Raw genomic sequence first — 12,744 nt, 5'->3', positions numbered from 1 at the left:
GGAGGAAAAGACAGATCTGGTGCCGGACGCAATGGCCCGGGCAACCGCGATCCAGTGTGGGAGCTGGCTTGCCGGCGATAGCGGTCTCACATTCAACACAGGTGCTGGCTGTCAGTCCGTCATCGCGGGCAAGCCCGATTCCCACAAGGGGTCGGTGGTGGCTGGTTGATTACTTCTGCTTTTCCAACTGGTGGTATTTGCCGTCCTTGTCCCACTGGTACACCACGTAGTCGGAGACTTTCAGGTCACCCTTGGTATCCCATTCTTTCTTGCCCATCACGGTTTGCACCGGGTTGGCCTTGAGCCACTTGGCTGCATCTTCGCCCTTGTTGGACTTGGCGCCGTTGAAGCCGGCGGCCAGGGCCTGGATCGAGGCGTAGGCGTACAGGGTGTAGCCTTCAGGCTCGGTGCCATTTTTGCGGAACTCTTCCACCACGGCCTTGCTGTCTGGCAGCAGGCGCGGGTCGGCGCCGAAGGTCATGTAGACGCCATTGACGTACTGCGCACCACCGGCGGTCGCCACCAGTTCGTCGGTCACGACACCGTCGTCGGACATGAACTTGACGTCGTTGAGGCCGGCTTCACGGATCTGGCGTACCAGTGGACCGGCTTCCGGGTGCAGGCCGCCGAAGTACACAACGTCGGCACCCAGCGAGCGGATCTTGGTGACCAGGGCGCTGAAGTCTTTTTCGCCACGGGTCAGGCCTTCTTCCAGCACCGGCTTGACGCCGCGCTTGGTCAACTGGGCGGCGGTGGCATCGGCCAGGCCTTTGCCGTAGGTGTCCTTGTCGTTGATGACCGCGACTTTCTTGCCCTTGAGCACGTCGACGATGTAGTCGCCGGCCACGATGCCTTGCTGGTCGTCACGCCCGCACATACGGAACATGGCCGCCAGGCCACGCTCGGTCACTTGTGGGTTGGTGGAGCCTGGAGTGATAGCGATGATGCCCGCTTCGTCGTACACCTCGGAGGCTGGAATGGTGTTGGACGAGCAGAAGTGGCCGACCACGCCGATCACTTTGTCCTGGTCGGCCAGGCGGTTGGCCACGGCCACGGCCTGCTTGGGTTCGCACGCATCGTCACCGGCCACCAGCTTGATCTGTTCGCCGTTGATCCCGCCCGCCTTGTTGATCACATCGGCTGCCGCCTGGGCACCTTTCATGTACTGCTCACCGAAGGCTGCGTTGGCGCCCGTCATCGGCCCCGCCACGCCAATCTTCACATCAGCTTGAACAAACGTAGAAACACCCAGCGCGGCAGCTACCGCGAGGGCCAGGAAACCTTTCTTGTAAAACGTCTGGGACATGAGTGGTGCTCCGAGTTTTTTGTTGAATGGGCACTGCAATTTCACTTCAAACTTTCACTTGAAACCTTCACCGGAAAGCTGAGAGCAAGCGGCGTGCCATTGCGTTTTTATATTTCAAAAAGACACGGTGTCATTGTTATTACAGGCGTTTCGGTGCCTTTTTGCCGGGACGTGCAACCCTCTGGAACGCAGAGGTGCAACCAAAGGCCCGAAAGAGTGAAACCCGCCGATTGGACTGATGTCAGCCAGCCATCAAGCGCCCCTTCGGACATCTGTAACCACGCGCGTAACGGAAGTGCACATTTACAGTGCGTCACTGCTACGACTCGCACCAATACAGATTAGTAGCCGGCTAAGAAAACGCCGGCTTTTGGGCGGTATTTCGCTGATCAGATGACAATTCGCAGGCATTGGCCGGCGTGATACAACGAAAACCCGGCTTCATACAGGCAACTGCGCAGGCCCACCCCGGCCAGAGGCTGCATCGGTGCAAACGGAATCGGCAGAGCCTGGGGATCCTGGTGACACAGGTAGTCGGCAAATGCCTTACCCACCACCGTCCCGGTGGTCACGCCACGCCCGTTGTAGCCAGTGACGGCCACCAACCCGGGCGCGGGCTCGAACAGCCGCATCAGATGGTCCGGGGTAAAGGCGATACAGCCGGTCCAGGTGTATTCCCAGTCCACCGCCTTGAGGTACGGGAAATAGTGCTGCTGCACACGGTCGGCCCAGGCCTTGAGGAACCAGGCGGGCTTCTGGTTACCGTTGCCCAGGCTGCCCAGCAACAGACGCCCGTCGGCATCACGCCGGATACTGCTCAGCACCTGACGGGTATCCCAGGAACCCTGGCCGCCCGGCAGGATTTGTTGCGCGGCGGCATCGGTCAACGGCGCGGAGGCTACCTGATAGTAATAACCGGGGAAAAAGTTGCGCCGCAGCTCGGTCCATTCACCTTCGGTGTAGGCGTTGGAGGCGATCACCACTTGTGCAGCCTGCACCGCGCCCTGGGCAGTTTGCACAGACCAGTGCTGCCCCTGGCGCTCCAGTTGGGTCACCGAGGAATGATCGAACAATTGCCCACCCAGGCCCACGGCTGTATGGGCCAGGCCGCTGGTGTAGGCCATCGGGTTCAAGGTACCGGCACGCCGGTCGAGCAAGGCGGCGGCGATCTTTCGGGTGCCGGTGGCCTCCTCGCACGCGGCCCCCGTCAACAGTTCGACCGGTGCACCACGGCGCTTCCACTGCTCCTCGCGGCTACGCAGGTCCGCTTCGCCACGGGCGTTGTGCGCCATGTGCAACGTGCCCTCGCGGCGCAGCTGGCAATCAATGTTGTATTTGTCGATCAGGCTGAACACCAGGGACGGTGCCGCACCGAGCATGCGGTTGAGCTGGCTGCCCACCGCCGTGCCGAAACCGGCCTCGATCTCGTCCGGAGGAATCCACATCCCGGCGTTGACCAGCCCCACGTTGCGCCCCGAACCGCCATGGCCGGTGCGATGGGCCTCCAGCACGCAGACACTTTTGCCTTGCTCCAGCAGGTGAATGGCCGCCGACAAACCGGTGATACCGGCGCCGATCACGCACACATCCACCTTGACCTCACCCTTGAGGGCGGCGCGATCCGGCCGGCCAGGGGTCAGTTGTTCCCACAAACACGCTTCGCGTAATGGCATTGCCAGACTCCGGGATCTAACCAACAACGCTTATTCTGAATTGCGAACCCAATCGGATGTGGGAGCTGGCTTGCCGGCGATAACGATGGTGAGTCCAATACCGCTATCGCCAGCAAACCAGCTCCCACATTGACCGCACCTGATTCAGTCGAAGGTAATGCCCTGGGCCAACGGCAGTTCCAGCGAATAGTTCACGGTGTTGGTCTGCCGGCGCATATACCCGCGCCACGCGTCCGAACCCGACTCACGCCCGCCACCGGTCTCTTTCTCGCCGCCAAACGCGCCGCCGATCTCCGCGCCACTCGGGCCGATATTGACGTTGGCGATCCCACAATCACTGCCCACTGCCGACATGAACTGCTCGGCCTCGCGCACATCGGTGGTGAAAATGCACGACGACAAGCCCTGCGGCACCGCGTTATTCAGGCGCAATGCCTCGCTGAAGTCCTTGTAGCCGACCACATACAGAATCGGCGCGAAGGTTTCACTGCACACCACATCGCTCTGCTCGGGCATTTCGACGATGGCCGGCGACACGTAGTAAGCGTTGGGGAACTGGTCCTGCAACTGACGCTTGCCGCCAAACACCTTGCCGCCTTCGCTCAAGGCCTGCTCCAGGGCGTCCTGCATGTTTTCAAAGCTGTGTTTGTCGATCAGCGGGCCGACCAGGTTGCCTTGCAGCGGGTGACCGATGCGCACCTTGGAATAGGCGGCCTTGAGGCGCGTGACGATTTCGTCCTTCACCGACTCGTGGGCGATCAGCCGGCGCAGGCTGGTGCAGCGCTGGCCTGCGGTACCGACCGCACTGAACAGGATGGCACGCACGGCCATGTCCAGGTCGGCGCTGGGACCGAGGATCATCGCGTTGTTGCCGCCCAGTTCCAGAATGCTGCGAGCAAACCGTGCGGCGACTTTCGGCGCCACTTCGCGGCCCATGCGCGTGCTGCCGGTGGCGCTGATCAGCGCCACACGCGGGTCGTCCACCAGGGCGGCGCCGGCATCGCGCCCGCCGATGACCACCTGGCAGAGATACGGCGGCGCGTCGCTGAAGTTTTTCGCGACACGTTCAAACAGTGCCTGACAGGCCAGGGCGGTGAGTGGGGTCTTTTCCGAGGGTTTCCAGATCACCGCGTTGCCGCACACCAGCGCCAGCGCCGTGTTCCACGCCCACACCGCCACCGGGAAGTTGAAGGCGCTGATCACACCCACCACGCCCAACGGGTGCCAGGTTTCACGCATATGGTGGCCAGGGCGCTCGGAGGCGATGGTCAAGCCGTACAGCTGACGCGACAGGCCCACGGCGAAGTCGCAGATGTCGATCATTTCCTGCACTTCACCCAGGCCTTCCTGGGTGATCTTGCCGGCTTCCCAGGACACCAGTTCGCCCAGGTCGGCCTTGTACTCACGCAGCAGGTCGCCGAACTGGCGCACCAGCTCACCGCGACGAGGCGCCGGCACCTTGCGCCAGGCGTCGAATGCATGCTCGGCGCGACTGACCTGCTGCTCGACCTCGGCCGCCCCTTCCCAGTGCACACTGGCGATGCGGCTGCCATCTATAGGTGAATGCACAGGCTGCTTCCCCGCCTGGTACAACGCCGGGTCTACACCGAGACGATCAAGCAATGCGGCAACCATGGGTCACTCCTTCAATCCACCAACAGAAAAATTGCGCCGTGGCCCGCACGACGATCCAGGCCTTATTTGTAGCTGGCCCAGGACTTGCCAACAAACGACGATTAGGCGAGATATCATTCCGTTTATTCATGCAAAACAAAAAAAGAGGCGTGCCGTGCTCAATAAAAGACATTTGCCCTCGATCACCGCCCTGCAGTGCTTCGAGGCCGTGACCCGCCACCTGAGCTTCACCCGCGCCGCCGAGGAACTGAACCTCACCCAGAGCGCCGTCAGCAAGCAGGTCGCACAATTGGAGGAGTTGCTGCAGCACCTGTTGTTTCGCCGGGTCCGCCGACGCTTGCAGATGACGCCGGCGGGCGACCTGTACCTGGTGGAAGTGCGCAAGATCTTGAGCCAGGTGGAGATGTCGACCCACTACCTGCGCTCCTACGGCGGCGAAACCGAAGTGCTGCGCGTATCGACGCCCTATACCTTTGGCGCGCGCTGGCTGGTGCCACGGCTCAAGGGCTGGCGCCTGCGCCACCCGCAGATCCACCTGGACCTGTGCAACGAGCAGACGCCGGACGAGTTGCTGCAAGGCAAGGCCGACCTGGCCTTCTACTTCGGCACAGGCGCAAGGCCTGGCACCGAAAGCCTCAAGCTGTTCAGCGAGGAACTGGTGCCGGTGTGCGCCCCCGACAGCCTGCCGGCCCAGCCCTTCAGCGACCCCACGCAACTGAGCGAGTTGGTGCTGCTGCAAAATGCCTCGCGCCCCCAGGGCTGGCATGACTGGTTCGCCAGCCTCGGCTACCAGACCGAGCACAGCTACCACGGGCCGCGCTTTGACACCTTCTATATGTGCATCCGCGCCGCGCAGGTAGGTTGTGGCGTGGCGCTTCTACCGCGTTTTTTGGTGGAAGAAGAGTTGGCAGACGGCAAGTTGGTGATCCCCTGGCAGCACGCAATGCCCAGCCAGGATGCGTACTACCTGGCGTATCCGGAGCATTCGGCAGAGGTGCCCAAGGTGCGGGATTTTGTGAAGTGGATGATGGAGCAGGTTGTTTAGCCCCTGGAATACCGCCATCGCAGGCAAGCCAGCGCCCACATTTGGAATGCATTCTCCTGTGGGAGCTGGCTTGCCTGCGATGACGCCAGAGGCCACGACAAAAAAACCTCTGGCAAAACAACACAGGTCTATGCGCCACTAGCGCCATTCTTGTCTGGAGATTCCCGTTATGAGCGAGAGTGTGTTTGCCGATCGCATCGTGCAGAACCTGCTCGACACCGACTTCTACAAGCTGACCATGATGCAGGCGGTGCTGCACAACTACCCCAACGTGGAAGTTGAATGGGAATTCCGTTGCCGTAACAGCGAGGACCTGCGCCCCTATCTGGCAGAAATCCGCTACCAGATCGAGCGCCTCGCCGAGTTGAGCCTGAGCCCGGACCAGTTGGGTTTCCTGGAACGCATCAGCTTTATGAAGCCGGACTTCCTGCGCTTCCTGGGTTTGTTCCGCTTCAACCTGCGCTATGTGCAGACCGGCATCGAGAATGGCGAGCTGTTTATCCGCCTGCGCGGCCCCTGGCTGCATGTGATCCTGTTTGAAGTGCCGCTACTGGCGATTGTCAGCGAAGTGCGCAACCGCTATCGCTACCCGACCATCATCCTGGAGCAGGCCCGCGAGCAGCTGTATCGCAAGTTCGACTGGTTGACCGCCAATGCCAGCAGCGACGAGCTGGCCGAGTTGCAGGTCGCGGACTTCGGTACCCGCCGGCGCTTCTCCTACCGCGTGCAGGAGGAAGTGGTGAATGTGCTCAAGCACGACTTCCCCGGCCGTTTCGTCGGCACCAGTAACGTGCACCTGGCCCGCGAACTGGACATGAAGCCCCTGGGCACCATGGCCCACGAATGGATCATGGCCCACCAGCAACTGGGCCCGCGCCTGATCGACAGCCAGATCGCCGCCCTCGATTGCTGGGTCCGCGAGTACCGTGGCCTGCTGGGGATCGCCCTGACCGATTGCATCACCACCGATGCCTTCCTCAGCGATTTCGATCTGTACTTCGCCAAGCTGTTCGACGGCCTGCGCCATGACTCCGGCGACCCGGTGCAGTGGGCCGAAAAAGCCATCGCCCATTACCACAAGCTGGGCATCGAGCCGATGAGCAAGACCCTGGTGTTCTCCGACAGCCTGACGCTGCCCAAGGCCCTGGAGATTTTCCGCGCGCTGCGCGGTCGGATCAATGTCAGCTTTGGCATCGGTACCAACCTGACCTGTGACATTCCAGGTGTGGAACCGATGAGCATCGTGCTTAAAATGACCGCCTGCAATGGCCAGCCCGTGGCGAAGATCTCCGATGAAGCGGGCAAGACCCACTGCACGGATCCGAACTTCGTCGCCTATTTGCGCCACGTTTTCAAAGTACCTGCCATCTCTAGCGAGGAGTGAATCATGCAAGCCGTACAGCGTGAGATTGCTGAACAGCTCAAGGTCCAACCACCGTTCCAGGACCACGCCGCCCTCGAAGCGGAAGTGGCCCGGCGGATTACCTTTATCCAGGACTGCCTGCTCAATTCGGGGCTCAAGACCCTGGTGCTGGGCATCAGCGGCGGCGTCGACTCCCTGACCGCCGGCCTGCTGGCCCAGCGGGCGATGAAAGAGCTGCGCGCGCTCAAAGGCGATGACGCTTACCGCTTTATCGCGGTGCGTCTGCCTTACGAGACCCAGTTCGACGAACACGATGCCCAGGCCAGCGTTGACTTCATCAACCCCGACGAACGCCACACGGTCAACATCGGCCCGGCGGTCAAGGCCCTGGCCAACGAAGTAGCGGCCTTCGAGGGTAAGGCGGCGGTGTCCCGTGATTTTGTACTGGGCAATACCAAGGCGCGGATGCGCATGGTCGCGCAATACACTATCGCCGGCGCGGCAAGTGGCCTGGTGATCGGCACCGACCATGCGGCGGAAGCGGTGATGGGGTTTTTCACCAAGTTTGGTGATGGCGCCTGCGACCTGGCACCGTTGAGCGGGCTGGTGAAAAACCAGGTACGGGCGATTGCCCGGTACTTTGGTGCGCCCGAGTCCCTGGTGGAGAAGATCCCGACAGCCGACCTGGAAGACCTCTCACCGGGCAAGCCGGATGAAGCGTCCCATGGCGTGACCTATACCGAAATCGATGCGTTCCTGCATGGCCAGCCGGTGCGTGAGGAAGCGTTCAGGATTATCTGCGAGACCTATCGCAAGACTGAGCACAAGCGGGTGATGCCGTTTGCGCCTTGAGGTGAGGCGGGTGGTTGTGTATTGATTGTCAGGCCGCTATCGCGGGCAAGCCCGCCCCCACAGTTGAATGTATTCATACATCAAAATGTGGGGGCGGGCTTGCCGGTGAGGAACGATAACGCGGTCTGTGGCCTTACTTCAGGGTCACAGTGCCTTTCATCATCGCGACGTGGCCAGGGAACGAGCAGAAGAACATGTACTTGCCGTCAGCCTTGAGCTTGGACACATCGAAGGTCACCGAGTCGGTCTCGCCAGCGCCGATGATCTTGGTGTGGGCGATGATGCGGGTGTCGTCTTTTTTCAGGTAGTTGTTGTCGATACCGGCGGCCATGCCCTCGGTTGCAACCGGCTGCATATCAGCCTCAGTGGTCAGCACCCAGTTATGGCCCATGACGTTCTTCGGCAGGTTGCCCGAGTGCTTCAGCTCAACGGTGAACGTCTTGCAGCTCTTGTCGATTTCAATGGCCTTGGTGTCGAAGGACATTTGATCGGTGGAGTCGACAGTGACCTTGCACTCTGCAGCGAGCAACTGGCCGCTGGCCAGAGTCAGCAGGGAAACAGCAACGATTTTGGCGAACATGTGAATCTCCAAGGCAGGGTTTAAAAAACGCATATGCGACAAGGGTGCCTGAGGCAGGCAGATGTTCCAATGATCTGAATCAACAGATTGTATACAACTTTAGGCTATCAGACTGATCGACAGAATCAACCGGCCAAAGTGCCGCACGTTGCCTATGATCGGCTCATCTTTCCTTCCTGGAGTCCGAGTCATGCACCTCAATAGCCTGTTATGCAGCCTGCTTGCCGCTTACGCCTGTGGCGCCAGCGGTACTTACGAAACGGTTAATGTCGACTAACGTTTAGTCAACAGAGACGATTCTGAAACCCGATTACCCCTTGGAGCCCGTTTAAAGGCAGAATACCCGCCGCTCAACCTCACCTTCGACCCCAGAGGATCGCCCATGGCAAAACCTAATTACTCCTTCGCCAAACGTCAGAGAGACTTGGCCAAGGAACAGAAGAAAGAGGAAAAGCTGCAACGTAAGAAAGCTGCGGCCGACGAAGAAGCAGGCGCACTGAACCCGGATGCTGAAGGGGAAGTGATTGCTGACGAAACTGAAACCCCGAAAGACCCGGCACCCGAGGCCTGAAACCCCGCCTCAATGAATGCCTGACCTGTGGCGAGCAGGCTTTGTGTGGCGAGCGGGCTTGCCCGCGTTGGGGCGCGAAGTGGTCCCAGAACTGGGACGGCTACGCAGTCCAGCGGGAGCAAGCGCCCTAGCCACAGCACACGCTCGCCACAGCGGCCTGCTCTCCACGGGAGCATTGGCCACACCGCATCGGTTATTCCAGCGGCATCACCGTCACCCGTACTTCCGGGTCATGGCTGCCCCCTCCCAGAATCACCCCGCGCAACGGCGAGACATCGGAAAAATCCCGGCCCCAGGCCAGGGTGATGTGCTCCAGTGCCGGCTGCACATTGTTCGTCGGATCAAAATCCACCCAGCCCGACAACGGGCAAAACACCGACACCCACGCGTGCGACGCATCAGCGCCGATCAGCCGTGGCTGGCCGGGCGGGGGCTGGGTCAGCAGGTAGCCACTGATGTAACGCGCCGCCAGGCCCCGTGAGCGCAGGCAGGCAAGCATCAGGTGGGCAAAGTCCTGGCACACCCCCCGTCGACGCTCCAGCACCTCCACCAGCGGCGTGGCGACCTGGGTGGCTTCGGCATCGAAGGTAAACTCGCTGAAAATCTTCTCCATCAACGCCTGCACGCCCAGCAACAGCGGCCGGCCAGCCGGAAAGCAGCTCTCGGAAAAATCGACGAAGTTTTTCTTCAAATGCACGTAGGGCGATTCGAAACGATAGCGGCACGCCTCGATCGCCTCTGCCGACAACGGCTGGCCACTGTAGGTCAGGCGGTTGCGGGTCTGGTCCCAGGGCGGTGACTGGTTGAAATCCAGCACAGGCCGGGCCAAAACCTCCACGGTCAGGCCGGCGTTGACCAGCAATTCGTCATGGGGCCGCTCGAACGCCAGCCGGGTGATCGGATTGCCAAACACATCCAGCTCATCACGGCGCGCCGTCGGCTCGGGGCTGATCTCCAATTGCCGCGAAGTGCAGCGCTGCCACGCACACGGGCGCGGCCATAAGTGCGCCAGTTGCTGGGCCAGGGACACCGGGCTGTCGTAGTGATAATGGGTATCGTGGAAAATCTGATAGCGCGCGCTCATTACACAGACACCGTTTGCTGGCTGACATCATCCACATGGGCAAAATGGCGCAGGGCCAGGCGATCAGAGACTTGCCCGCTTTCATCGGCGACCGCCTGCAACAGGTCCGCCAGGCCGTCGAGGGCCGCGCGCACGCTGGCGTCACCAAACAACGGGTTCTCCAGGCAACCCAGGTCAAAGCGCGACAAGCGCTCCACCAGCGGCGCCAGCCCGGTCTCCCGAGGCACGCCGAAGTCATCGTTGAGGCGACGCAGGGTGCGACTCACCAGCTTGAGCTGGAACACCACCGCGTGGGGGTTCTGTTCATCCAGCAGCAACAGGTCCAGCACCGGAATCAATTGTGGCACTGCCAGGTAACGCGAGCGGTAGGTGATGCTGCTGTTGCCCAACTCCAGCAACCACTCCAGCCCGGCCTGGTCGAACACCGCCACGCCACGCAGGAAGGCCGCGAGGCTGCTGCTGAGAAACTGCAGGCGCTCGATGCGCCGGCCCATCATCAAAAAGCGCCAGCCTTCGTCGCGGGTCATGTCGTCGAGGGCAAAGCCGGACAAGGCCGCCAGCGACATCACCAGGCGATTGAGAAAATCCAGCAGCTCGCCAAAATCCGGCGTCTCGCGCTCCAGCTCCAGGGCTTCGCGCTGCAACTCCACCAGAGCCTGCCAGTTCTCCCGGGACAGCTTGCCGCGCACCTGGGATGCCGCCCACTGCAAGCGCTGCAAGTTGGCGCGCAGGCTCGACGGCCAGTCATCACCGAGCAGGGCCTGCAGCAGGCGCTCGGGCAACTCGCCCTCCTCCGGCAGCAGGCGCAGGCTCTCACCGAGTTCTACGGCGGCCTGCAGGGCCAGCGGGTCGTCACCATCGACATAGCGCGCGAGCACCACACGCAGCCAGCGCGCACTGTTATCGCAGCGCTCGCAGTAACGGCCGAACCAGAACAGGTTTTCCACCACCCGCGAAGGCAGGTAGGGGTCGCGACGCACCAGGTCATGGGTGCCGATCACCCGCTGCGCACGCCATTGCTCGCCACCGGGGGCCCGCTCGCCCAGCACCCAGGTGTCCTTGCTCGCCCCGCCACGTTGCATAGACACCACTTCGGCGTCCGCGTGGGCTGCCACGCGGGTCAGGCCGCCCGGCAGCACCCGGTAACCATCCTCACCGGCCACCGCGTACACGCGCATGCCAATGGCGCGATGTTGCAGATGATCATCCACGGTGTGCCAGACCGGCGCCTGGGACAGCTGCGCCAGCTCCTGGGCCACGTAGGCGTATGGGCGCGCCTGCATGCGTTCGGCCAGGGCCTGGCGTTGTCCGTTGTTCAAGTCGCGGCCAAACACCGGGGCAAAACTTTGCGAAGGGAACGCCGGCTTGATCAGCAACTCCGGCAGTTTTTCCAGGGCTTCGGCCAGTACCGGGGCCTCGCCGCACCACCAGGTGGCGATGGACGGCAGGATCAGTTCTTCGCCAAACAGAAATTGATTGATCTTCGGCAGGAAACCCAACAGTCCAGGGGACTCCAGCACGCCGGCGCCCAGGGCATTGGCCACCAGCACATTGCCCTGGCGTACCGCATCCAGCAGGCCGGGCACGCCCAGGGCCGAGTCGGTGCGCAGTTCCAGGGGGTCGCAGAAATCATCGTCCAGGCGGCGCATGATCGCGTGCACGCGGCGCAGGCCGCTGAGGGTCTTGAGGTACACCGTGCTGTCGCGCACGGTCAGGTCGCCGCCTTCTACCAAGGGGTAGCCAAGCTGGCGGGCCAGGTACAGGTGTTCGAAATAGCTTTCATTGAAGCGCCCCGGGGTCAGCAGCACGATCAGCGGCGGCTGGTCATCACCGGGCGCCTGGCGGGCCAGGGTTTCCTGCAGGGTGCGGAAGAACCCGGTGAGGTGCTGCACCTGCAAGTCGCGATACAAATCCGGGAAGGCACGGGAGACGATGGTGCGGTTTTCCAGGGCATAACCGGCGCCGGAGGGCGCCTGGGTGCGGTCTGCCGTGACCCACCAGCGGCCATCCGGGGTGCGCGCCAGGTCCACCGCGTACAGGTGCAGGAACACCCCATCGGGCGGCTGGATGCCCTGGCACGGCCAGAGGAAGTTGTTATGCCCAAACACCAGTTCTGCCGGCAGCAAGCCTTCGGCAATCAGGCGTTGCGGGCCATACAGGTCGGCCAGCACCGCATTGAGCAAGCGCGCACGCTGGGCAATGCCTGCCGACAAGTGCGCCCACTCATCCGCCGCCAATACATGGGGCAGCAGGTCCAGTTCCCATGGGCGGTCGGCGCCCTTGGGGTCGGCATAGACGTTGTAGGTCACGCCGTTTTCCTGGATCTGCCGCGTCAGCAACGCCTGGCGCTGGGCCAGTTGCGCCGGGGTGCTGCGCTGCAGGTGGTCGAGCAGGCGCTGCCAATGGGCGCGCACCGCGCCGCTGCCATCCAGCAGTTCGTGATAGGTGCCCGCAGTCAGCGGGTAACGGTCGAGCAAGTCGGACATGGAACGCTCGGCAGGGGCAAGGGAAGCCAGATTAACCTAACAAACACTGCAAATCCTCTGTGGAAACTGGCCGTGTGGGGAAGCGGGCTTGCTCGCGATAGCAGTGCGTCAGCCAATGCATGTCCTGGCTGATACTCGGTCATCGCGGG

Annotated in this window: 10 protein-coding genes; 4 read left to right on the top strand and 6 right to left on the bottom strand. The window is 62.0% G+C overall.

Annotated features, from left to right (window positions below; genetic code table 11):
* Window positions 1-169: 169 nt before the first annotated feature.
* The 3 genes from PSH73_RS02495 to PSH73_RS02485 all read right to left on the bottom strand — a co-directional run bounded on the left by PSH73_RS02495 (window position 170) and on the right by PSH73_RS02485 (window position 4,614).
* A complete protein-coding gene (locus PSH73_RS02495) occupies window positions 170-1,306 on the bottom strand; it encodes a branched-chain amino acid ABC transporter substrate-binding protein (RefSeq protein WP_057437446.1) in 1,137 nt (378 codons plus the stop codon).
* 389 nt (window positions 1,307-1,695) lie between these two features.
* Entirely contained in the window at window positions 1,696-2,979 is a 1,284-nt protein-coding gene (locus tag PSH73_RS02490; RefSeq protein ID WP_057958170.1) for an FAD-binding oxidoreductase, read from the bottom strand.
* 144 nt (window positions 2,980-3,123) lie between these two features.
* Window positions 3,124-4,614, bottom strand: coding sequence for an aldehyde dehydrogenase family protein (locus PSH73_RS02485; protein ID WP_057958169.1), 1,491 nt, complete (start codon window positions 4,612-4,614; stop codon window positions 3,124-3,126).
* 154 nt (window positions 4,615-4,768) lie between these two features.
* Between PSH73_RS02485 and PSH73_RS02480 the strand changes: the two genes are divergently transcribed.
* From PSH73_RS02480 to nadE, 3 genes are all read left to right on the top strand, one after another.
* Entirely contained in the window at window positions 4,769-5,659 is an 891-nt protein-coding gene (locus PSH73_RS02480; protein WP_057437442.1) for a LysR family transcriptional regulator, read from the top strand.
* A 169-nt stretch (window positions 5,660-5,828) separates the two neighbouring features.
* On the top strand, window positions 5,829-7,043 hold the full coding sequence (gene pncB / locus PSH73_RS02475) for a nicotinate phosphoribosyltransferase (protein ID WP_057958168.1): 1,215 nt from the start codon (window positions 5,829-5,831) through the stop codon (window positions 7,041-7,043).
* Window positions 7,044-7,046: 3 nt separating this feature from the next.
* Window positions 7,047-7,874: an ammonia-dependent NAD(+) synthetase gene (gene nadE, locus PSH73_RS02470; protein WP_057437440.1), complete on the top strand. Its 828-nt coding sequence runs from the start codon at window positions 7,047-7,049 to the stop codon at window positions 7,872-7,874.
* Between the two features lie 133 nt (window positions 7,875-8,007).
* On the opposite strand, the gene azu is transcribed toward nadE, so the two are convergent.
* On the bottom strand, window positions 8,008-8,454 hold the full coding sequence (azu, locus tag PSH73_RS02465; protein ID WP_057958167.1) for an azurin: 447 nt from the start codon (window positions 8,452-8,454) through the stop codon (window positions 8,008-8,010).
* Window positions 8,455-8,836: 382 nt separating this feature from the next.
* On the opposite strand from azu, the gene PSH73_RS02460 reads away from it, so the two are divergent.
* Window positions 8,837-9,025, top strand: coding sequence for a hypothetical protein (locus PSH73_RS02460; RefSeq protein ID WP_057437435.1), 189 nt, complete (start codon window positions 8,837-8,839; stop codon window positions 9,023-9,025).
* Window positions 9,026-9,218: 193 nt separating this feature from the next.
* On the opposite strand, the gene PSH73_RS02455 is transcribed toward PSH73_RS02460, so the two are convergent.
* Window positions 9,219-10,109 carry a transglutaminase family protein gene (locus PSH73_RS02455; protein WP_115127263.1) on the bottom strand — a complete coding sequence of 297 codons (891 nt, stop codon included), beginning with the start codon at window positions 10,107-10,109 and terminating at the stop codon, window positions 9,219-9,221.
* Window positions 10,109-12,595, bottom strand: a complete 2,487-nt coding sequence (locus PSH73_RS02450; RefSeq protein WP_198791924.1) for a circularly permuted type 2 ATP-grasp protein — start codon at window positions 12,593-12,595, stop codon at window positions 10,109-10,111. The genes PSH73_RS02455 and PSH73_RS02450 overlap by 1 nt, the downstream gene beginning before the upstream one ends.
* Between the last annotated feature and the right edge of the window lie 149 nt (window positions 12,596-12,744).

The organism is Pseudomonas sp. FP2294 (assembly GCF_030687625.1).
In the GTDB taxonomy this organism is placed as follows: domain Bacteria; phylum Pseudomonadota; class Gammaproteobacteria; order Pseudomonadales; family Pseudomonadaceae; genus Aquipseudomonas; species Aquipseudomonas shahriarae.
Note: the sequence above shows the minus strand (reverse complement) of the source record. Positions and strands in the feature narration are given on the sequence as shown.